This window comes from Pantoea sp. M_9 (assembly GCF_008631385.1).
In the GTDB taxonomy this organism is placed as follows: Bacteria; Pseudomonadota; Gammaproteobacteria; order Enterobacterales; family Enterobacteriaceae; genus Pantoea; species Pantoea eucrina.
The window spans coordinates 543,143-565,465 of sequence record NZ_VWUF01000002.1; the positions used below are offsets into that span (position 1 = coordinate 543,143).

Genomic DNA, 22,323 nt, shown 5'->3' on the forward strand with positions numbered 1-22,323 from the left:
CGCCTCGCGCATTCCTGTCAGAGAGCTAGACTCACTAGCTGCTGTTAAGGGGAATTCTATGAAACTGGGTTTTGCGTGTAAGTATTTCGATCATGAGGCGAAGCAGCCTTTCCCATTCAAAAGCACCACCCGTACCCGCTTTCTGGGTATGCAGGGTGACGCCGCCGCCACGCTGCTGGTTGGTCTGGCGCGTACTAACCTCACCAATCTTTATGCTCTGCTGGAACAGCTCGCCACGCTGCCTGATGCGCTGCGCATGATGCGTATCGGCAGCGATCTGCTGCCGCTCTATACCGTTCCGCAGGCTACGCCACTCTACCGCGAGGCGATGCCGGAGCTGGCGCCGCTGTTTGCCCGCTGCGGTGAACTGGCGCGCGCCCGCAACATTCGCCTCTCGTTTCATCCCGGACAATATACTGTACTGGCGTCTGATAATGAGGGCGTGGTGGAGCGTGCAATTGAGGATGTTGAATATCACGCCACCTGTGCCGTCCTGATGGGATATGGTCAGCAGTTTCAGGATTTTAAAATCAATATCCATATGAACGGCAAAAAGGGCTTTGCCGGTTTTCGCGATGCGTTTATGCGGCTCAGCCCCGAGGCGCGTAATATGCTCACCGTCGAGAATGATGAGGTTTCCTGCGCGCTCGATGATGTGCTCCAGGCGCGCGAGCTTTGCGCGGTGGTGCTGGATATTCACCATCACTGGGTAAAAGAGAACGCCTTTATCAAACCTGACGATGGCCGGATTGCGCAGATTATCGACTCCTGGCGCGGCGTGCGTCCGGTGCTGCACTACTCCATTGCGCAGGAAGGATTGATCCCCGATCACGGTTTTCCCGACCAGAATGCGCTGGCGGCCTCTAAAATGAAGCTGCGCGCGCATTCGGACTACTTCTTTAATCAGACGCTAAACGACTGGGCACTCTCGTTTGACCAGTTCGATATCATGTGCGAAGTCAAAATGAAAAACCTCGCCCGCGACCGCCTCTATTTCTATGCGCTGGAGCGCGGCGGCCACGCTACGGCGCAGTGATGACAATGGCGACGCGGCGGTTCTGTGCGCGCCCCTGCGAGGTACTGTTGCTGGCAACCGGCACCCGCATACCCAGCCCGCGCGTCACAATATTCGCGCGCGGGACGCCACTGCCGGCGGCCCACTGCTGCGCCACGGCGTTGGCGCGTTTGAGTGAAAGCTGCTGATTATAGCCCGCTTCGCCATAGTTATCGGTATGGCCGTCGATACGCAGATGCGTGATGCCGGTGGCTGCCAGCAGGCTTGCCGTGGAGGCGATGCGCTGTTTACTGGCCGCGGTAAGTTCTGACTCATTAATGCCAAACAGGATGCGGTTGGGTAATCCCAGCCCCCAGCCCTCGCTGTTCTGACTAAAACCCTCCTGCTGCAGCGCCGCAACCTGGGCACGGGTAAACCCGCCGGACTGGCAGCCCGCGCAGGTGAGTATCAGCGCCATCAGACAATAATAGATTTTCACAGCCGATCCTTATTGAGTTTTTTGTTTTTATACATATGCAAATCTGCCCGCTCCAGCAGTGAGGCTACGCTGTCGCCAGACTGCGCCCAGGCATAGCCGATGGTGACCGAGGTGGTAATCGTGCGATCTTCGCTGAGCGCGATAGGCTGGCGTACCGCATGCTGTATGGCATCCCGAAGCGCCTGCAGCCGGGCAGGCGTAGTGCGGCTGGTGAGGACAATCGCAAACTCATCGCCGCCCATGCGTGCCACCAGATCGCCCTCTGAGACCAGACCAGCCAGGCGTTCAGCGGTGGCTTTCAGCACTTCATCCCCGGCAGCGTGTCCCCAGCTGTCATTAATGCACTTAAAGCGGTCACCATCCAGAAACAGCAGCGCGAAGCGCGGCGGCGTTAACGGACGATCGAGCAATTGCGCCAGCCGCGCCACGAAAGCAGAACGGTTCGCCAGACCGGTAAGCGGGTCGGTCAGCGCTTTTTCGGCCAGCGAACGGTTATCGCGCAACAGCGATGCTTTCAGCGTCTGCATCTCACTCAGCAGCGCATTCAGATCGCTGGAAAGCAGCTGAAACTCATTGATCGGCTCAGGCGGCACGCGCTGGGTAAAATCACCGGTGCGGATCACATAGTGAATCGCGCGCGTAATAGTGCGCATGGAGAGCAGAATGCCGCGATGCAGAAATTCACTCAGCATAAAAGAGATCACCAGCACGCACAGCATGCCGCAGGTCAGGATCAGAATGGAGTAGTGGATAAATTCGCTGGCGCCGTTCACCGTTCCGGCCAGCGTCAGGCTGCCGGCCCGCGCGCCCGCGTGCTGTATCTCCACGTTGACCGGGCTGGCGTAGATCCATTGCCGCAGCTGTTTTTCATAGAAGCCGCTGTGCTCGCGGCGGTTGACCCAGTCAACCAGGACAGTATGGCTGGCGGTGACCAGCTGCGCAGACGCAAACATCCCTTCGTCGCCCAGCATGGCAATCTTACTGTGCGCATCATAGCTGTCTTCAAATACCGTTGCTGCAGTAAGACTGGTGCTCAGCGTGGTTGCCGTCAGCGCCAGATTGCGGTTTTCGTAACGTTTAATAAAGTAGAGAGAGGTCGAGGTCATCAGCAGCCAGCACAGCAGCAGGATCACCGCTGCATTTATGGTGCTGATGCGGCGCAGGCGGCCGCGCAGTGATGAACCCTGACGTTTTCTCAGTAAAAATTTCATCTTATTGGTTCTCTTTACGCGACAGCATCAGCACATCAGGGCTGACTTTAACGCCGCTGCGTGCCAGTGAATCGAGATTCACCGAAAAACGGGTACGGTCCTCACCAAAAATCATACAGAAAGTGGCGCCGGTTGCGCAGTCAGGGTTATTTTCCGCCATGCTGAGCACCGCTTTATCAGGCATTGCTGCCAGAGCTGCATGCTGCTGAGCCGGGGTTTCCGTGCCGAAATAGACCGCGTCGCAGTGCAGCGCGGGTAACCTGCCGGCGCTGTCAGCGCGCACGACGCTGTACGGCGTGGCAGGCGGCGCGTCGGCTGATGAAAGCGTGAGGTGTCGGGCGGAGGCCAGAATACAGAGCTGCGGCACCTGCACCGGAGGTGGCCAGCGGGTAAAGCTCAGAATACCGCTGACAATACGATTAGCGCGATTGTCAGCGGCAGTATGCTCAGCAGCATATGCCATCGGCCAGCTAAGCAGCACCAGCAGCGCAGGCAGTGCGCAGCACAGCCAAAGGCAGCATCCTTTTGAATACGGGGCAGGAAATCCTTTTATCTGCATGGCACTGTTCCTGGTCAGTAAAGCCGGGATAGTACCATTTACGCCATGAAATGCGTAACCAGTACGGGATGAAGCCTTTAAACCGGTTTATTGCCACCGCTCATTTGAAGCCACAGATTATGCGAGGCGCGACGTTAACTCCACGCCAGCGGGCGAACCGCGGCCAGCGTTTGCGGACAGACTCTGTTCAAATAGTCAAACATGCCCTGGGACAAAACCGCCGTGCATTCAAGTAATCCGTTATTTTCCTGGAATAACCTGCGCATGCTGTTGCGTCAATTGACTCCAGCATTCGCCAGGATATAGCGCAGGGCGAAAGAGAGTTTCCATGTTCACTTCACCTTTTAGGCAGCTTTGCAGCTTATCCGGTTGATAAAAATATTCCGGGCGGGGTTTAACAAATTGGGTTCTGGTATGCCATGCATAGTATCAAAATCCATCAGTAAAACCCTTTGCGCGAATTCTCAAATGGCAGTAAAAAGTTCATTATATTAATAGGTTGCGTATCTAATTGTACAGGCTTAGAAAAAACTGGTGTAGCTAAGACCTCAAAAGTGCATAAGAAGCGCAACTGCTCTGTTTTGAGGTAATGGTCACAACTTTTCTGAGCACAACTGGCAAGGTCAAATTTCCATAAGTTTCGAAAAATGCCGAGCCAGTTTTCTGCTAAAGTAATATTTCTTTGTGATAGTTAAGATGAATTGCGACTGCTCAAGCGAAGCAAAATGTCAGTTGTAACAGGAGATAAGAGATCGAGATTACAGTCTGAGCTATATTCGTCAGAATTAAACCACTCTTCCGTCAGTCTGTCATGCCATTGCCTGAGGCTGGGATCTGAACCAAAAGGTTCTTTGCCAAAAATCTCAAGTATCGGCATTGCTGTGCTGACTAAATTTTCTAAGGTGATATTTTGGCGCGATAACTCATTAACAATTTCTCTTGCCAGCTGGATTTTAAAATCGGCATAGCGATTATCAATACTCTGTAATGCCGTTAACGTTGTTTGTCCCGGGTATTTGTGATGATTAAAAAATAGGTCGATATCTATTTTATCGTCAGATAGTCTGGAAAAATCAAGCTGCATCAATGTGTTTTTAAATATTGTACTGGAAAGATCATGCTCTGTAATATCTCGCTTGCCAAGGGAGCTGTTGCTGAAATCCGCTTTTTCGAACATATCTCGGGGGATTTCTATGTCCTTAAGGTTCAGATTGCAAAAATTTATATGATTATCTTCAGTCAGCAGAGAGTTAGTCGCCGGAAGTTTATTATGCTCACGCATAAGTCGCGCTCGCTGGTCGAGCGTAATTCTGAAACCTAACACTGCTTCATAACTCTCCCTCCTGTAATCTATATTCTTCCCAGCTTTGAATTTATTAACAACCTTATCTACCATATTTAATGGGATAGCAGCGTCCATCGCAATTACATTAGGTAATTTATATACAAGCGAACCACGAACCGTACCTTCGCTATCTGCCTCTCTTCTTTTAATGCTGCACCGTCCAAGAGGAACGCCTAAAATATTTTCATGATAGAGAGATGCCATTAACCAGGATTTTTTATGGAAGGTGTGCTTAGTACTTTCACTTGCAAATATATGCCGGGAATTTACTGCGGACTTTATTTTCCCCCATATTGTTTCAGGTGGGTTTAATACGTCTACCAGCGCATCTATCTCTGGCCGAAAATGTGCTGTCGCTTCAAAATGCGAAAGTTTATTAAGAGGTTTTTGTTCCATAATTAAAGTATCGTCCTGAGGTTGGTGTAAAAATTGTACCTTTACTGTTTGCAGTTCGAGGGGGGATTAATGAACCGTTAATACAACGCCTGCCTGCAGTCAGAAGGCATAAAACCGGATGTGAAAAGAATACACAGGTTAGATGAACGTCTAATACAGTAAATCGCTCATCGACAAATTAACTATATGAATTGTAGTGAAATAGCAGACCTGTTGCGGAGAGCTGCAGGCCAGCTGGCTGGCCTGCGCATATTACTCAGAGCTGAGGTCGCGTCCGTTACTGGCGATCACTTTTTTATACCACCAGAAGGATTTTTTACGCATGCGCTGCAGGGTGCCGTTGCCCTGGTCATCCCGGTCAACGTAGACCAGGCCGTAACGCTTACTCATTTCACCGGTGGAAGCGGCGACCAGATCGATACAGCCCCAGGTGGTGTAGCCCATCACCGGTATGCCATCGGCGATCGCCTCTGCCATGGCCGCAATATGCTGCTGCAGATAGCTGATGCGGTAGTCATCATGGATCTCGCCTGCGGCGGTAAGCTCATCGCGTGCGCCGAGGCCGTTCTCCACCAGAAACAGCGGCTTCTGATAGCGGTCATACATCATATTCATGGTGATGCGCAGCCCCAGCGGATCAATTCCCCAGCCCCAGGCGCTGCGCGCAACGTGCGGGTTGGTCAGCGATTTGACAACGTTGGCGGCGCTGCTGTTCTGCTCATTCATCTCTGCCGAGGCGCAGCGCGATGCGTAGTAGCTGAACGAAATAAAATCTACTGTGTGACGCAGAATGGCTGCATCTTCATCCGTAACGTCGAGGGTTACGCCTTTTTCACGGAACAGCCGTGTGCTGTAAGCAGGGTAAGCGCCGCGCGCCTGAACATCGATAAAGAACAGGTTTTCACGATCTTTCTGCAGGGCGGCCCAGACATCCTCTGGCTTGCAGGACCACGGGTAGAAGTTACCGCCCGCCAGCATGCAGCCCACCTGATTCTGCGGATTCACCTCATGCGCAATTTTTGTCACCAGCGCGCTGGCGACCAGTTCATGATGCGCCGCCTGATACTTCACCTGCTCATGATTCTCGCCGGGTTCAAATACCAGGCCAGCGCCTGAGAAGGGACTGTGCAGCAGGATATTGATCTCATTGAAGGTCAGCCAGTACTTCACCAGGCCATCAAACGCTTCAAAGCAGGTTCGCGCGTACCGCGCAAAGAAATCGATCATCTTACGATTGCGCCATGAGCCATATTCAATGACCAGATGCATCGGCACATCAAAGTGAGAGAGCGTAACCAGCGGCTCAATGCCGTATTTGCGGCACTCGGTGAATACTTTATGATAAAAAGCGATCCCGTCCGCATTCGGCGTCAGCTCATCGCCGTCGGGAAAGAGCCGGCTCCAGGCAATAGAAGTCCGAAAAACGGTAAAGCCCATCTCTGCCATCAGCGCGATATCTTCTTTATAGCGATGATAAAAATCGATAGCGTCATGGCTGGGGTAGAACTCCTCTTCGCGCAGCGTAAACCGCTTCTCAAGCCCCAGCTTAACCGCCATACGGTTAGCGCCGTGCGGGATCATATCCACCGTGGTCAGCCCTTTACCATCGGCCAGGTAACTCCCTTCAGACTGGTTGGCGGCTAAAGCGCCGCCCCATAAAAAACCGGCCGGGAATGGCGTGTCAGACATAAAAAACCTCAATCATTAACGGGTAGGGATGGCGACATTACCGGGGGCCGGCTGCTGCTGTTCTGCTGGTGTGGTAACAGGTATATCCTCAAAGCCGAGCAGCAGCGTCAGCACAAATGAAACCACCACGGAAAGCACCATAACGCCGCCAACCCAGACAATGCTCATGGGATTAGCAGGATCAAAAAACTGGACGCTGGTAAACAGGCCCGGTGAGGCCATAGAGTGGCTGGCGAGTCCGCCAATGCCTGCCACCGCGCCGCAGATAAAGCCGCTGATCAGACTGGCGATCAGCGGGCGGCGCAGCCGCACGGCCACACCGTACAGCGCCGGCTCGGAAATACCGGCGACAATGGCAGAGGCGGCGGCGGCGAAAGCGGTCTGACGCAGCTCCGGATTTTTGGTTTTAAACGCGACTGCCAGCGACGCGCCGCCAAGCGAGAGGTTGGCACCAATCTCTGACGGCATAACCATGCCCTCTTTGCCGGTTTCAGCGATGGTCTGAATGATAGTAGGGGTAAAAACGCGGTGCATACCGGTCATCACCAGCAGCGGCCAGAGCGCGCCCATAATGGCGACCGAAAGCCAGCCCAGATAGCCGTGAATGGTGTAGACCAGCGCAGAGATACCGCTGCCGATCCAGATCCCCAGCGGTCCGACAAGCAGAATCGCTACCGGTGCGGCCAGCAGGACGATCAGCATCGGTTTGAGAAAGTTTTTCGTCACGGCGGGGGTGATGCGATCAACCCAGCGTTCGATCCAGGAGAGGATCCAGGTCATGACCAGCGCGGGGATCACGGTATAGGTATATTTCACCGCCGTTACCGGAATAAACGCGAACTCCACCGTCTGACCCTGCGCGGCTTTCGCCATCAGGTCGATAAAATTGGGGTGTACCAGCACCCCGGCAATGGCGATCGCCAGCGACATATTGGTATTGAATTTAAGCGCGGCTGAGGCCGCAACCATCACCGGCAGGAAAAAGAAAGCGCCGTCGCCGATTACGTTGAGAATGATCAGCGTTGAGCTGCCTTTCTCCAGCACGCCGCCCATCTCCAGCATCATCGCCAGCAGCTTAACCATTGAGCCACCGATGATGGCCGGGATCAGCGGTGACATCGTGCCCACCAGCGCATCAAGAATGCCGGCTCCGATGCGGCGCAGCGTGATTTTCCGCGCCGGCGCGGCTGCGATGGCGGAAGCGCCGGGCGTGCCGAGCTGCTGCACCGCCTGGTAGGCAAGGTTTACGTCATTGCCAATGATCACCTGACACTGGGTGTCGGTATAGACCACGCCCATCACACCCGGGATCGCTTTTAGCGCGGCATCATTAATCTTTTCGCGTGCCTGCACCACAAAACGCAGTCGCGTCATACAGTGGGTCACCGCCGTAACGTTCTCCAGGCCGCCAAGTGCAGCAACAATAGAGCGGGCGGCGTCTGCATACTTATTCGCCATGATTTCTGTCTCAGTTTTCAGGGTAAGATTGTCCGGCAGCAGGCTGCCTGTTTTTTATTCATGAGAAACCGGTTTCACAAAATCATGAGATGTGGATCATGTTCAGGCAAGAGAATTAAAATTTAATGTCTGCAATTGTGATGCGGATCAGATCGCGCCCGACGGGACAAAAGATAAATTTCTGTGCCTGTCCCGATACTTAGGTAAACTCAGCGCAGGAGAGCTTAAACAGGCAGATTATGACCACTATCACCGAAGTAGCGAAACGCGCAGGTGTCTCAAAAGCGACAGTGTCACGTGTTCTGTCAGGTAACGGCTATGTCAGCCAGGTTACGCGGGAAAAGGTGTATACGGCTATCGCTGAAACCGGCTTCCGGCCGAATCTGCTGGCGCGCAATCTGGCAACGCGCTCCAGCCAGACAATCGGGCTGGTTATTACTAATACGCTCTACAGCGGCAGCTACTTTACCGAAATGATGCAGCATTCAGCGCGCATGCTTGAACAGCAGGGGCGCCAGCTGCTGCTGGTGGACGGCAAACATAGCGCGGCAGAAGAGCGGGCCGCCATTGAGTTTCTGCTCGATCTGCGCTGCGATGGCGTCATTATCTATCCGCGCTTTCTTTCGATTGAAGAGATGGACAGCATTATTGCTCAGCACCGTCATCCGATTCTCGTCATCAACCGCCGCCTGCGTCAGCACACCAGCTACTGCATTTTTGCCGATCAGCACGCCACCAGCGCGGCAGCCGTTGAGCAGCTTATTCTGCTGGGGCATCGCGAGATTGCGTTTATCACCGGATCGCTTGATTCGCCTACCGGACGCGAGCGCCTGGCGGGTTATCAGGCGGCGCTGGCGAAACATGGCATTGCGTTCGATTCCTCGCGGGTGGTGGAAGGGCGCTGGCAGGCGGAACAGGGCGTCATGGCTGTTGAGCAGCTGCTGGCACAACACGTCCGTTTCAGCGCGGTGGTGGCAAGCAATGATGAAATGGCGATCGGCGCGCTCAGGGCGCTGGCCGTCCGGGGAATTGCCGTGCCGCAGCAGGTGGCGGTGGTGGGATTTGATGATATTCCACTGGCACCCTATACCCTTCCGGCGCTGTCGAGCGTGAAAATGCCGGTGACAGAGATGATCCATGAAACCATCGCCCGTCTGGTCGCCATGCTCGACGGCGGCGATATCAGGCCAGGCGCGCCGCACACCGGCACGCTTATCCGGCGTGAATCCCTGGCTGAAGGTCCCTGGCTATCCCGCGAGACTCAGTGATTAAGCAGCGCCTGCCGGAAAGAGAGAATATGCACCCGCGTAGCCGCTTCCGCCTGTTGCACGTCACCCTGCTCCAGCGCCGAGATAATCGCTTCATGCTCGGCGATCACCTCTTCCATATGCCGGACGCTGGAGAGCGTGGTTGCCCAGAAGCGCTGTGCCTGGGCATGAATAATGCTCAGAATGTCGGTCAGACGCCGGTTTCCGGCAATCTCCGCCAGCCCCTGATGAAATTCACGATCCAGCAGCATCATCGTCTCTCGCTCATGCGCCGCGCTGGCGCGCGCGATTTGCTGATTGAGCTGACGCAACGTAGTAATCTGCGCGTCACTGATGCGCGCCGCGGCCAGCCTGACGCATAGCGCTTCATTCACCAGCCTGACCTCAATCAGTTCAAGCGCATCATCAATAGAGAGCGGCGAGACCATCACACCTTTACGGGGAATGATCTGCAGCAGGCCCTCTGTCGCCAGACGGTGCACCGCCTGATTAACCGGCGTGCGGCCCATCTTCAGATCTTCCATCACCTGCGCCGTATTCAGATAGTCGCCGGGTTTATAGCGCAGCGTGATCAGGCGATGTTTAAACGCCAGATAGGCGCGCTCATTTAATGAAAGCGTCTTTGCCTCCGCCTGCGGGTTCACATTTTCAGCCATTACATCACTCATTGCGCACATCCTTTTTTGGGTACTGAGACATATTACACAAAAACCTGGCATGAAAATGGCTACTTTGAAATCACAGTGAAATTTCACAGTCATTTCAAGTCAGGAGAGCCGACCATGCAGCTACGTTTCAACACGCAGGAAAAACCGCCCCTGGCGCTGGACGTTACCATCAAACAGCTGGTTATCGCGGGCTGGGCCGGACGCGATCGGGAAGCCGTATTGCACCATATCCGTGAGCTGGAGGCGCTGGGCGTGCCCGCTCCTGGTGCAGTACCGTTGTTCTATCGCGCCACGCCGGGGCTGCTGAGCCAGCATGAGAATGTGGAAGTGGTGGGAGAGCAGACGTCGGGTGAGGCTGAGCCGTTTGTCTTTTTTCACCAGGGAGAGTGCTGGGTTTCGCTGATCTCTGACCACACCGATCGTCATCTGGAAACCTTCAGCGTGGCGCTCTCAAAACAGGTATGTGTGAAGCCAGTCGCGCAGCAGGCGTGGCGCATGACGGAGGTTGCCGCGCACTGGGATCGGCTGGAGCTGCGTGCGTGGATAATGGAGAACGGCGACTGGGTCACCTACCAGTCCGGCACGCTTGATGCACTGCTCTCTCCCCGGGAACTGATCGCGCGCTTCTCAGGTAAAACGGCGGAAGAGGAGGGATTCGCGCTCTCCTGCGGCACATTATCGGCTATCGGCGGTATTCGTCCCGCTGAGGCGTTTCGCATGGCGCTGCACGACCCGGTGCTGAACCGCACGCTGGAGCACAGCTACTCCCTCTCCACTCTGCCGGTGATTGCCTGATGGAGACGCGCGTTATGACAACATTATGGCAGGCCAGTCAGCAGCTGCAGGCTGGTGATACCACGTCAGTGGCGCTGACGGCGCAGGCGCTGGCGGCGATTCAGGCAGAGCAGGGCGAGGGTGCGCGCGCATTTACTCAGGTGTGGGCAGAGCAGGCGCAGCAGCAGGCCATCGCGGCCGATGCGCGCCGGGCGCGCGGCGCGGCGCGCTCACCACTCGATGGCGTGCCGGTCAGTATCAAAGATCTGTTCGACGTTGCAGGCTCCCCCACGCTCGCCGGGTCACGGCTGCCCGGCCTCCCGCACGCGACGGCTGACGCCACTATTGTGCAGCGCCTGCTGCAGGCGGGCGCCGTGATCGTGGGCAAAACCACTATGACGGAATTTGCCTTTTCCGGGCTGGGCATTAATCCGCATTATGGCACGCCAGCTAACCCGTGGCGGCGGCAGGAAAAACGCATTCCGGGCGGTTCATCATCCGGTGCGGCGGTCGCGGTTGCGGACGGTATGTCAGCCGGCTCCGCAGGCACGGATACCGGCGGCTCAGTGCGTATTCCGGCCGCACTCTGCGGTCTGACCGGCTTTAAGCCCAGCGCCAGCCGTATTGACCAGCGGGGCACGCTGCCGCTGGCACCGTCGCTCGACAGTATCGGGACAATTGCTCATGACGTGCGGAGCTGCTGGCTGCTGGATAGCGTGATTGCCGACGCGCCGCTGACGCTCGGGCCGCGCAGTCTGGCTGACGCACATTTTCTTATTCCTCAAACCCGCGTGCTCGACGGCCTGGATGAAGGCGTCAGCGCCGCCTGGCAGCGTGCGCTCAGGATTCTTCGCGAGGCGGGTGCGACGCTGACAGAGCAGCCGATGCCTCTGCTGAACGAGCTCGATACCCTCAACGCGCGCGGCGGTATCACCGCGTATGAAGCCTGGCAGTGGCATCAGACGTGGGTGAAGAGATCTCCGGCAGAGTACGATCCGCAGGTGCTGCTGCGGATACGGCGCGGCAGCGCGCTGACGCCGCAGGATGCGCAGCAGCTATATCAGCTGCGCCGGACGTGGCAGCAGCAGGTCAGCGATTTCCTGTTGCCCTTTGACGCGCTACTGATGCCTACCGTGCCGCTGATCGCACCCACCATTGCCGAACTGGAGGATGAAGAGCGCTACCACGAAGTCAACCTGCTAATGCTGCGCAACACCAGCGTTATCAACATGCTGGATGGCTGCGCTATTTCACTGCCTTGTCATACGCCCGGCGAGGCGCCTGCCGGCCTGATGCTGGCGTCAGTTCATAACCAGGATGCAGCGCTGCTTGGCTGGGCCGCTGCTGCCGAATCTGCCCTGCAACGAGGTTTACATCATGAATAACCCCCACGGTATGCTGTTTGTCGCCACCAGCGTGGCACCCGAAGATGATGCTGATTTTAACCAGTGGTATGACCATGAGCATGTTGTAGAGCGCGTCGCCATCGAAGGCTTTCTCAGCGGTACGCGTTATCGTGTCGTAGCGGCAGCGCGCCGCTATCTGGGGCTTTATGAAACTGCATCGCTGGAGACCTTTACCAGTGCCGCCTACCACGCCGCCTTTACGCGCCAGACGGAATGGTCAGTCACTAATCTCAACCGGATGATTAATCCGAAGCGACGGGTTTGCGCCGTGACACACCGGCATGGCCGGGGTCAGGGCGCGCATCTCGCTATTCTGACCCTGCCCGGAGACACTGACGGCGCGGCGCTGCAGGCGTGGCAGCAGCAGCTGCCGCCGGTGCCGGGCTATATCTCCTCCTGCCTGCTGACGCCGGATGTGTCACTCAGCACGCCGTTGCCGCGCGAAACCGATGCCGATCGTCCGATGCACGCCATGCTGCTGCTGCACTGCGCTGATGAAACCGCCTCTGTCACGCTGGCTGCTATGGCCGCGCAGACTTTCAATGCTGAAGCAGAGCGCTACGCGCTGAGCTGGCAGCTTACCCGACAGGAGATCTCCTATGAGTAATAATGACTCTGCACTGTCACAGGTTTCACAGCCTGATGTCACGCATTCTGCCGCTACGGGCGCCAGTAAAACCCGGCGGCTGGCAGCCGCCAGCTCTATCGGTACGGCGCTGGAGTGGTACGATTTTACCGTCTACAACATCATGGCGGCGCTGGTGTTTAACCATGTATTTTTCCCCAGCTTCGATCCGCTGGTCGGCACCATTCTGGCGTTCTCAACGTATGCCGTTGGCTATGTCTCCCGTCCGGCAGGCGGCTTTATCTTCGGGCATCTTGGCGACGTGGCCGGGCGCAAAGCGGTGCTGGTCACCACGCTGGTGATCATGGGCGTCACGACCGCGCTAATGGGTATGCTGCCCGGCTACGCCAGCTGGGGGATCTGGAGTCCGGTGCTGCTGGTCGCGCTGCGGTTTATTCAGGGCATAGCGCTGGGCGGGGAATGGGCCGGTGCGGTACTGCTCTCGATGGAGCATGGTGACGCTAAAAAGCGCGGGCGTAACGCCTCGTTTGCGCAGGTAGGACCGTCGTGCGGTACGCTGATCGGCACCGGCTTTATTACCCTTGTGACCCTGTCACTGAGCGGCGAAGCGTTTCAGGCATGGGGCTGGCGTATACCCTTCCTGCTCAGCCTGCTGCTGGTGATGTTTGGGCTGTGGCTGCGCCGCGGCGTGGATGAGACACCCACCTTTAAAGCGATGAAACAGGCCGATAAAACCACGCAGGCTCCGCTCAAAGAGGTGTTTACCCATCATCCGCGCGCGCTGCTGATTGCCGGTGGTTCACGCATCGGATCTGACGTGCTTTACGCGCTGGTGGTGGTCTTTACGCTGACCTACGTCACCACGGTGCTGGAGCTGCCGCGTCCGGTCGCGCTGCTGGCGACTATGCTCGGCGCCATCGGCAATGCGATTACGGTGCCGATGTTTGGTGCCTTATCCGATCGGCTGGGGCGTCGCCCGGTCTATATTGCTGGCGCACTGCTGGGCGTGATCTGGAGCTTTGTCTTTTTTGTTCTGCTCGACAGCTCGCAGCCGGTACTGATTGTGCTGGCGGTAATCGTCGGGTTGCTGATCCATGCGATTATGTATGGTCCGCAGGCGGCTTTTGTGACCGAACAGTTTCCCGGTCACGTCCGCTACGCCGGCTCTTCGCTCGCCTATACGCTGGCCGGTATCATCGGCGGCGGCTTTGCGCCGCTGATTATCACCTCGCTTTACCGCGAGTCGGGCAGCACGCTCTGGGTATCACTTTACGTGTCGCTGGCGCTTTTGATCACGCTGCTTGCCCTGTGGAAAGCGAAAGAGACAGCGCATAAACCGCTATAAATGTCGCTGGCGAGGGACCGCCGCATTTTTCCGCATCGGACTGTCTTCCGGCAGCACCATCGCAATCTGCGCCAGCGGACCCGGACGTCCGATATAGTAACCCTGTACCGCGTCGCAGGAGAGCGCCTGCAGCTGCGCCATATGTCCGGGAGTTTCCACCCCTTCAGCCGTAACTGACAGCGAATAGGCTTTACCCAGCCCAATCATATTTTCCACTACCTGACGCGCTTGCGGAGATTCACCCAGCGGGAAGATAAACGATTTATCGATTTTAAGGCCATCAAACGGAAACGCGCGCAGATAGCAGAGCGAGGCGTAACCGGTGCCGAAATCGTCAATCAGGAATTTTACGCCGAGCGCTTTAACCGCCTGCATCGTCGCCAGCGTTTTCTCCGGATCGCTCAGCAGCGCGTTTTCCGTGACTTCTATCTCCAGCCGGTGATTGGGCAGGCCGCTGAGCTGCAGCACCTGGGCAATACGTGACGGCAGCGCATCATTCTGGAGTTCAGTCGCTGAGATATTGACTGATACGGAGAGTGGCGGCTCAAACTGTACGATATCGCTGCAGGCGCGCAGCAGCACCCAGTCGCTCAGCGCGCCAATCAGGCCGGTCTCTTCCGCCAGCGGAATAAACTGATCGGGCATCAGCAGACCCAGCCGCGGATGCTGCCAGCGTACCAGTGCCTCAACTGCCGTCACCTGTCCGGCTGCCAGCTCATAGCGCGCCTGATACACCAGCGCCAGCTGCTCGCTGTTAATCGCATCGCGCAGCTCATGCTCCAGCTCGCGACGCTGCACAATCTTCTCTTCCATATCGCGATCGAAAAAGACCCACTGATTGCGCCCGTTATTTTTCGCCTTATATAGCGCGATATCGGCATAACGCAGCAAATCGCTGGCGTTATCGGCATCCTGCGGCGCCAGCGCAATGCCGAGACTGGCGCCAATATGCAGCGTGTTGTCACACACCTCAAACGCATCGTTGATACGCGCTATCAGCTGCTGACACAGCGCGATAATACGATCGCGGCTGTTCATTTCAGGCAGGATCGCCACAAACTCATCGCCCCCCAGACGTGCCGCCAGTCCGTGACTGCCGAGACAGGCGCGGATACGGTTCGATACCTCATGCAGAACTTTGTCGCCCGCGGTGTGACCGTAGATATCGTTGACCGGCTTAAATTTATCCAGATCGATCATGATAATCGCCAGGCGATGTTGCGGATCGGATGGCAGGCTGAGTTTGCCCGTCAGGAACTCCTGCATCTGCACCCGGTTAGCCAGCCCGGTCAGTTCGTCAAAATGGGAGAGGTAGTGCGCCCGCGCCTGCGCTTCGTACTCGAGCGTGATATCTGTAGCGCTGCCGCGAAAACCGCTGACGCCCTGGGTCAGCATGACCTCTTTCAGCGTCAGGTTACAGTAGCGCACGTGCCCCTGCGCGGAGCGGTAGCGGCAACCGGTCAGCGTCAACTGACCTCCGGATTGCTGAAACAGCGTCAGACGGCTGCGATATTTAGCGTAATCAAGCAGGAAATCCGCCAGCGTACGCTGTATCCACTCCTGGCTGCTGAAACCGGTGACGACCGGAAACCGCCCTGAAATCCAGACAAAGCGCAGCTGGCTGTCCATTTCCCATATCCAATCCGTGGTAGTTTCGGCGATGTCACGGAAGCGCCGTTCGCTGGCGCTCAGGGCGAGCTGGCTCTGTCCCAGCAGCCAGGCGCTCTCATCATTAAGCTGCGCTTTTCGCAGCGCGCTGCGCATCAGCATCAGCGCGGTAAACAGCGAGAGCAGCATAATCAGCACCAGCAGAGGCAGCAGCCCGGTCAGCAGCGCGCCGCCAGGATTTGCGCTGCGCCAGACCAGCGCAACGCGCTTGTCACCCACTGAAAGCAGCAGAGCGGGAGAGGCTGGCTGGCCGGCAGGCGAGGTATCCAGATGGAGGTTCTGAATACCATACTCATGACCCAGCTTAAGCAGTTTCTGTGGCGTCAGGCGATCGGTAAAAATCATCAGCGAAGGCGGGCCAGGCAGCGCCGTTACGCTGCGGTCGCCTCCTGGGGTGATCCACGCCGCGCTACAGAGTGTAAGTTGCCCCTTTGCCAGCACGTAGTCACTGATCGCTTTACCCGCGCTCGCCTGCAGCTGCGTTTTAATCCGGGGCAGGGGATCGGCGCCCAACCAGAGGGAAAGCGTTCTCGCTTCCGGTTGCCCACGGATCACGCTGTAGCGCGTTTCATCCTGCGGTGAGATAACAAACACCCCCTCATAGGCAAAGGTATCAAACAGCGAGGTGCCAAGATTCTGATTATCCCATGCCCAGCTGCGATTCAGCGTACGGTGCAGATTCTGATACGCCTCGCCCCACTCGGCGTTATCAGAGAGGTGAAACTGCATTGCCGCCTGACGCGTCTGAAGCGCTTTGTCCAGCAGCAAAGATTGCTGGCGATCGGATTGCTGATTTAAATCGCCGGCGATATATATCAGGCTGATAAACGCACCGGTAAATGCCAGCAGGATCAGCAGTACCATCATCATCATAGGCTGACGGATCAGCCCACGCATTTGCCCGCGTGTGGGAGAATCGACAAGAGAGGTCTTCGCTATCATAGGCTTAATACGCCAGTTAAAATGACATTACAAAAGTATGTTCAGGTTATCGGCACAGGCTGGCAAAACCTGATGCGTAAGCGTGATGTTGCGCTGTGACAACCCGGCCGGATAGCTGGTGCACAAAAAGATGCAGACAGTAAAACTGAATCTATCGGGCGATATGTATTAAACGGACCTGAATAAATGCGCGTTCCGGTAATCAGGTTCAAGTATAGCCAGCTCCGCAGGCATTACTGTGAGATAAAACCGCCGGAATTCGTAGCCAGAAATTTTTATAACATTTTGCTGTTTGCTTAATATAAATTTAATCTTAATAGGAATAAGCCTTATTGAATGTAAATCTGCGTCAATGCTAATTTGACTTATGTCTATTTATCATTGTCACTGAGAACATTATGCAGGCTCGTATCACTCACCTCGACGGTATGCGCGGTTTGGCTATTCTGATGGTTATCGCCTATCACGCCTGGGCGCGCTGGCCAGAACTGCTGCCTTATGTCGCCACCACCCAGCATCTGCCGTTCTTTTCTTTTGGCTGGGCTGGGGTACAGCTCTTTTTTATGATCTCGGGCTTTGTTATTTTTATGACGCTTGACCGATCGGAGAGCTATTCGGGCTTTCTGCAGAAGCGTTGGCTGCGGCTCTTTCCGGCGATGCTTATTGCCAGCCTGCTGCTCTTTCTGGCCGGCGGATTTTTCCCGGAGTGGTCTCTGATGACCCCCTATGTGAAAAATCTGCTGCCGGGTCTGCTGTTTATTAATCCGGAAACGCTGACGCAATTGACCGGCATTTCGTTTCACTCTATGGCGGGTTCTTTCTGGTCGCTTTATGTAGAAGCCCTGTTTTATCTGATTATCGGCGCTGTCTATTTCACTGCGGGACGTAAATATTGCCTGCCGGCACTGATTTTACCGATGCTGTTACTTTCCGGTGCGTCAGTTATTAAGTCGCTCGGCTATCCGCTGCTGGTGGATATTATCTCCAAACTGGGATTTATTCATTACGCCTGGTTTATGGTGGGCTGCCTGGTCTATGAGCGTCTGCACGGGCGTGACAGGCGCTACCACTATCTGCTGGTAGCCGTTGCGCTGCTGATCAACTTTAGCTATTACGTGAAAAACAGCGGGGCACTCGCGCTGGTGCCGCTGGTAGCGATGCTGCTGTTTTTCATCGCCAGCTTCAGGCTGCAGCGGATCCAGCACTTTCTTTCGCTGCGACTCTTTACCGCTATGGGCTTTGTCAGTTATGCGCTCTATCTGATTCATGAGAACCTGATGATTGCGATGCTGATTAAGCTTAACCGCTACGTCAAAAGTGACACTGTCATGATGATCATGCCACCTGTGATGGTTGCTGTGCTGGCCGGTATTGCGTATCTCATTACCCGCTACGCAGAGCCGGCGCTGCGTCGGGCGCTGCAGAGAAAACGGCAGCCCATCGCACCGGCTACGGGCAGCGGCGTATAATGGCAGGCGGGAAGCGGAGGCCTCCCGCCGGTTTCAGACATCAAGGCGGTGAATAACGTTAACAAATTCGTGAACGCCGCTGTTTATCTCCCGCAGGCTGCGCGACAGCATGCCGATTTTTTCCTGCTCAGCCACGACAAATTCACGCACCTCATCCAGCTGCTGATACATCTCTTGTATCAGCAGGCTGTTCTGCTGCACCACCTCAGTGATCTGCCGGGTCGCGGCAGCTGTGGAAGCTGCGAGGCGACGTACTTCAGCGGCAACCACGCTGAAGCCGCGGCCTGCTTCACCGGCACGTGCGGACTCAATGGCAGCGTTCAGCGCCAGAATATTTGTTTGTGACGCGATGAGATTAATTGTGTTAACCACCTCGCCAATATTTCTGGCAGACGCATTAAGCTGAACGCCGATTTCCGTCGCGGCACTAACCCGCTGAGCCACCAGAGCTGAATTGCGTACGGTTTCGTCCAGAACATCGTTGGCGTTGTCGGTGATCTGCGACGTTTCACCTGAGGTGGTGAGGGCTATATCTGCCACACGCTTTGCGGCCTCCACGCGTGCGGTGATATCAGAGGCGATTTTAATGACTTTATAGACCCGACCATCCGCATCCACTACCGGGTTATAGCTTGCCTCCAGCCAGATGCGCTCACCGCTGGCGGTTTTACGCTCAAAACGGCCGACAAAATGTTGCCCGCGCGCCATTTTTTGCCAGAAATCGGGCTGAGCGTGATAAAAATCGTCATAGCAGAACAGCCGGTGATGCTGGCCAACAATCTCTTCACTGCTGTACCCCATATGCTGCAGAAAATTGGCGTTGGCGCTGAGGATCTCGCCCTCAGGTGTAAATTCAATCACCGCCATGGAGCGATCCAAAGCGGTGATGACCGCCTCTTTATGCTCCAGCTCCTGATGGCGCGCGGTGATATCGCTGGCGACTTTGATTACCTTATACACCCGGCCTTTATCATCGCTGACCGGAAAGTAGGTGGCGCTCAGGTAGAAACGCTGCTGCTGACGATCGAAGCGCTCAAAAATGCCGGTGATTGACTCACCCCGCGCCAGCGTTTGCCAGAAACGGCGATAGCCTGCTGTCTGGCTGTAAAGCGGTGAACAAAAGAGTCGATGGTGCTGGCCCTGGATCTCCTGCAGCTGATACCCCGTCAGCGTCAGAAACAGTGCGTTAGCATCGACAATTTCACCCTCCGGCGTAAATTCAATCCAGGCAACATGCTGTCTGATAGCATTGATATCACGATGAATGCCGGCGCTGAACGGCAGCGCCAGGCGTGAAGTTTTCACCCCAAACATAAATGACCTCTGTCAGATAGTGTGCAGTTAAGTAGCGCGATCGCCTTACAAAGGGTCGCGTAATTTCATTCAGCGCAGAGCCTGTGCTGCGCTGGATGTTTCCCCCCCGATTCCCTGTTGTCCTGAGCGCCGGCAGCGGTTAAGCGTAAACGGGCATCAGTCAGGGGGATTTTTTTGACGTTCAGTTTCCCGGTGATGGCAATAAACGTGGTGCTGAATCTATGTTATCGACGGCAGAAAACAAAAACTGAGTAAATTTTCTAATTAAAACGCAGCGGGAGAATTTTGCCGTCAGCGGTCTGAAAGCCGCCGGGTGCCGTGCTGTCAGGCAATACGTCGCTGCCGCAGAGTGGGTCAGGCGGCTTGTTAAAGATGCAAATAAAATATAGGTTATCTCTGCTACAGAGAGCGGATATGCAGAATGGCTGCTACTGACGGAGAGCTTTGTGATGACGACATCCCTGTGTAAAGAATTGAATCTGCGCTATCCGATTATCCAGGCCCCGATGGCAGGCGTTTCAACCCCGGAACTGGCTGCCGCAGTCAGCAATGCCGGTGCACTTGGCTCGCTGGGATTGGGCGCCTCCTCTGCGCAAGAGGCCGCACGCCTTATACGGCAGACTCAGGCGCTTACCCGGCAGCCTTTTAACGTCAATCTGTTCTGCCATCCGCCTGCCCTGCGCAACGAGGCAGTTGAAAAGGCGTGGATAGCACGTTTCGCCGATCGTTTTGCGGCCTTTGGGGCTCAGGCACCCGTGAACCTGGAGGAGATCTATCCCACTTTTTGCGGTCATGAAGCGATGCTGCAGGTCATTGAGGATACGCGTCCGGCGGTCGTGAGTTTTCATTTTGGTTTGCCGCCCGCGGATACCCTGCGACGGCTGAAAGCGTGCCGGATAGTGACCCTGGCAACAGCCACCAGCGTGGCAGAAGCGGAAGCGATCGCGCAGCAGGGAGTGGATATGATTGTGGCGCAGGGCTATGAAGCAGGTGGCCATCGCGGCAATTTTGCCGTGGAGGAGGAGGATCATCAGCTCTCCACGCTGACGCTGGTACAGGCCATCTGTGCGCGGGTTACGCTGCCGGTGATTGCCGCGGGCGGGATCATGAACGGTGCAGCAATCGCAGCAATGCAGGCTCTGGGTGCCAGCGGCGTGCAGGCCGGCACCGCTTTTCTTCTCTGCCCTGAATCCGCTACTGCGCCTGCCTGGCGTCAGGCACTCCGGCGTGCCGCTGTAACGGGTACCACCATGACTGCGGCAATTTCTGGTCGTGAAGCGCGCGCGCTGCGCAACACATTCTGCACTATTACGCGCCATATCTCCCGGAGAGAGATCCCCGCTTATCCGCTGGCTTATTCACTGGGTAAGGCGCTGGCTAAGGCTGCGCTGACGCAGGGCGAGGCGGGGTTTGGCGCACACTGGGCGGGAGAGGGAGCAGCACTGATACGCGAAATGCCTGCGGCGGAACTCATCCGGCAGCTGGTCACAGAGTGGCATGCGGCCTCTGGTCAGGATAGCCCGGCTAATGCGATAGATCGATCATCTTTATAACGTGGCAGGAATGCATCATAAACACGATTGCGTTTCGGATAGCTGCTGGTTAAATAAAAAATCCGGGTTAGACAGCAAATAAGCGCAACGATAACTTTACCGCTGCGCTTATTTAGCGCCGATAAGATATCCGGGGATAAACTATTAACTCATCTGGACTGATATAAATTTAATGGCTTCACCATAAATTTTCTTAACGCCATCAATAGCCTGCGCTTCAGACTCTTGTAACTCCGCCAGAATGGCATATTTTTCAACGGGTACGCCCGCTGCAATAAGGGTGGTCACGGCGCGCCCTATCGCCTGATTAATATCATTAATAGGTTGTACATCAACCGGTTTCAACAGGTTTTCTCCACAGATAAAATATGCCAGTCCGTACAAATCCGGAGGCAGTAATACGTTAAGGCAATGATTGCCGATATATATAATGCCATAGAGGAAATAGATTTTAAATATAGATATGAGTCATGATTTATTGCCCGCTGAGGCCTCTTTTTAACAGAGCGGTCCGTTAAAAAAACGTGCTGCTTGCTAACAACGCACAATCGGGCTAGCCTGCTGAACGTTGAAATCATCACGCTAAATACAGGCAGACGTTAATGGCAGTTATACCGAAAAACTACTCGCGGCTGGAGAGCGGCTACCGTGAGAAAGCACTTAAAATTTATCCCTGGGTGTGCGGGCGCTGTGCGCGGGAGTTCGTTTACTCAAACCTGCGCGAGCTAACGGTACACCATATCGATCACGATCATACCAACAACCCGGAAGATGGCAGCAACTGGGAGCTGCTTTGTCTCTACTGCCACGATCATGAACACTCAAAATATACCGAAGCCGATCAGTACGGTACGCGAGTGGTGGCGGGGGAGGATGCGCAGGATGAGGTAGGTGCCGCGACATATAACCCCTTTGCCGATCTGAAATCGCTTATCAGCAAGAAGAAGTAATAGCGCTGCCACACACATTTACAGGTCAGTAAAACGAGACGGCGGGGAACCTGTGCTATAGTGCGTTTGCGTACTTTTCTAAGTCGCGAATTTCACTGGCGCTTGTGCCAACCCGATACGCTCAGCCGGGTGTCGGGCTCTTTTTAGCCCGGTTACGCGCACAAAAAAACCCGCACAAGGCGGGTTTTTTTATCAGCAGCATTTAACTGCTCAGACTACTGTCTTCATC

The 22,323-nt window shown here is 55.6% G+C and carries 19 protein-coding genes; 9 read left to right on the forward strand and 10 right to left on the reverse strand.

Features of this window, described 5'->3' with window-relative positions; genetic code table 11:
• The first annotated feature begins 58 nt into the window (after window positions 1-58).
• A complete protein-coding gene (locus tag F3I15_RS06395) occupies window positions 59-1,036 on the forward strand; it encodes a UV damage endonuclease UvsE (protein WP_150017107.1) in 978 nt (325 codons plus the stop codon).
• On the opposite strand, the gene F3I15_RS06400 is transcribed toward F3I15_RS06395, so the two are convergent.
• From F3I15_RS06400 to ascF, 6 genes are all read right to left on the reverse strand, one after another.
• Window positions 1,023-1,493 carry an OmpA family protein gene (locus tag F3I15_RS06400; RefSeq protein WP_370513334.1) on the reverse strand — a complete coding sequence of 157 codons (471 nt, stop codon included), beginning with the start codon at window positions 1,491-1,493 and terminating at the stop codon, window positions 1,023-1,025. The genes F3I15_RS06395 and F3I15_RS06400 overlap by 14 nt on opposite strands.
• The gene (locus F3I15_RS06405) at window positions 1,490-2,704 is read right to left on the reverse strand and encodes a diguanylate cyclase domain-containing protein (protein WP_150017108.1); all 1,215 of its coding nucleotides are present in this window, start codon (window positions 2,702-2,704) and stop codon (window positions 1,490-1,492) included. Before F3I15_RS06405 ends, F3I15_RS06400 begins: the two co-directional genes overlap by 4 nt.
• 1 nt (window position 2,705) lies before the next feature.
• Window positions 2,706-3,185: a YfiR family protein gene (locus F3I15_RS06410; protein WP_190314941.1), complete on the reverse strand. Its 480-nt coding sequence runs from the start codon at window positions 3,183-3,185 to the stop codon at window positions 2,706-2,708.
• Between the two features lie 769 nt (window positions 3,186-3,954).
• Window positions 3,955-5,004, reverse strand: coding sequence for a hypothetical protein (locus F3I15_RS06415; protein WP_150017110.1), 1,050 nt, complete (start codon window positions 5,002-5,004; stop codon window positions 3,955-3,957).
• A 252-nt stretch (window positions 5,005-5,256) separates the two neighbouring features.
• Entirely contained in the window at window positions 5,257-6,693 is a 1,437-nt protein-coding gene (locus F3I15_RS06420) for a 6-phospho-beta-glucosidase (protein ID WP_150017111.1), read from the reverse strand.
• Between the two features lie 15 nt (window positions 6,694-6,708).
• Entirely contained in the window at window positions 6,709-8,151 is a 1,443-nt protein-coding gene (gene ascF / locus F3I15_RS06425) for a PTS cellobiose/arbutin/salicin transporter subunit IIBC (RefSeq protein ID WP_150017112.1), read from the reverse strand.
• Window positions 8,152-8,390: 239 nt separating this feature from the next.
• On the opposite strand from ascF, the gene F3I15_RS06430 reads away from it, so the two are divergent.
• Window positions 8,391-9,419 carry a LacI family DNA-binding transcriptional regulator gene (locus F3I15_RS06430; RefSeq protein ID WP_150017113.1) on the forward strand — a complete coding sequence of 343 codons (1,029 nt, stop codon included), beginning with the start codon at window positions 8,391-8,393 and terminating at the stop codon, window positions 9,417-9,419.
• On the opposite strand, the gene F3I15_RS06435 is transcribed toward F3I15_RS06430, so the two are convergent.
• On the reverse strand, window positions 9,413-10,087 hold the full coding sequence (locus F3I15_RS06435) for a GntR family transcriptional regulator (protein ID WP_150017114.1): 675 nt from the start codon (window positions 10,085-10,087) through the stop codon (window positions 9,413-9,415). The two genes, F3I15_RS06430 and F3I15_RS06435, sit on opposite strands and share 7 nt — an antisense overlap.
• A 114-nt stretch (window positions 10,088-10,201) precedes the next feature.
• On the opposite strand from F3I15_RS06435, the gene F3I15_RS06440 reads away from it, so the two are divergent.
• From F3I15_RS06440 to F3I15_RS06455, 4 genes are read left to right on the forward strand one after another with little or no spacing between them, the layout of a single operon-like run.
• Window positions 10,202-10,882, forward strand: coding sequence for a DUF2848 domain-containing protein (locus tag F3I15_RS06440; RefSeq protein ID WP_150017115.1), 681 nt, complete (start codon window positions 10,202-10,204; stop codon window positions 10,880-10,882).
• A gap of 14 nt (window positions 10,883-10,896) precedes the next feature.
• Window positions 10,897-12,246, forward strand: coding sequence for an amidase (locus F3I15_RS06445; protein ID WP_150017116.1), 1,350 nt, complete (start codon window positions 10,897-10,899; stop codon window positions 12,244-12,246).
• On the forward strand, window positions 12,239-12,874 hold the full coding sequence (locus F3I15_RS06450; protein WP_150017117.1) for a DUF4286 family protein: 636 nt from the start codon (window positions 12,239-12,241) through the stop codon (window positions 12,872-12,874). The genes F3I15_RS06445 and F3I15_RS06450 overlap by 8 nt, the downstream gene beginning before the upstream one ends.
• Complete coding sequence (locus F3I15_RS06455) at window positions 12,867-14,198, forward strand: MFS transporter (RefSeq protein ID WP_223810691.1); 1,332 nt, start codon at window positions 12,867-12,869, stop codon at window positions 14,196-14,198. Before F3I15_RS06450 ends, F3I15_RS06455 begins: the two co-directional genes overlap by 8 nt.
• Here the strand turns inward: F3I15_RS06455 and F3I15_RS06460 are convergent.
• Window positions 14,193-16,763: an EAL domain-containing protein gene (locus tag F3I15_RS06460; RefSeq protein WP_223810692.1), complete on the reverse strand. Its 2,571-nt coding sequence runs from the start codon at window positions 16,761-16,763 to the stop codon at window positions 14,193-14,195. The two genes, F3I15_RS06455 and F3I15_RS06460, sit on opposite strands and share 6 nt — an antisense overlap.
• A 443-nt stretch (window positions 16,764-17,206) precedes the next feature.
• On the opposite strand from F3I15_RS06460, the gene F3I15_RS06465 reads away from it, so the two are divergent.
• The gene (locus F3I15_RS06465; RefSeq protein WP_150017118.1) at window positions 17,207-18,277 is read left to right on the forward strand and encodes an acyltransferase; all 1,071 of its coding nucleotides are present in this window, start codon (window positions 17,207-17,209) and stop codon (window positions 18,275-18,277) included.
• 33 nt (window positions 18,278-18,310) lie between these two features.
• On the opposite strand, the gene F3I15_RS06470 is transcribed toward F3I15_RS06465, so the two are convergent.
• Window positions 18,311-19,591 carry a PAS domain-containing methyl-accepting chemotaxis protein gene (locus F3I15_RS06470; RefSeq protein WP_150017119.1) on the reverse strand — a complete coding sequence of 427 codons (1,281 nt, stop codon included), beginning with the start codon at window positions 19,589-19,591 and terminating at the stop codon, window positions 18,311-18,313.
• Between the two features lie 449 nt (window positions 19,592-20,040).
• On the opposite strand from F3I15_RS06470, the gene F3I15_RS06475 reads away from it, so the two are divergent.
• A complete protein-coding gene (locus F3I15_RS06475; RefSeq protein ID WP_150017216.1) occupies window positions 20,041-21,144 on the forward strand; it encodes a nitronate monooxygenase family protein in 1,104 nt (367 codons plus the stop codon).
• Between the two features lie 144 nt (window positions 21,145-21,288).
• On the opposite strand, the gene F3I15_RS06480 is transcribed toward F3I15_RS06475, so the two are convergent.
• Complete coding sequence (locus F3I15_RS06480; RefSeq protein WP_150017120.1) at window positions 21,289-21,489, reverse strand: hypothetical protein; 201 nt, start codon at window positions 21,487-21,489, stop codon at window positions 21,289-21,291.
• 257 nt (window positions 21,490-21,746) lie between these two features.
• On the opposite strand from F3I15_RS06480, the gene yajD reads away from it, so the two are divergent.
• Window positions 21,747-22,094 carry an HNH nuclease YajD gene (gene yajD / locus F3I15_RS06485; RefSeq protein WP_065647414.1) on the forward strand — a complete coding sequence of 116 codons (348 nt, stop codon included), beginning with the start codon at window positions 21,747-21,749 and terminating at the stop codon, window positions 22,092-22,094.
• The last annotated feature ends 229 nt before the right edge of the window (window positions 22,095-22,323 follow it).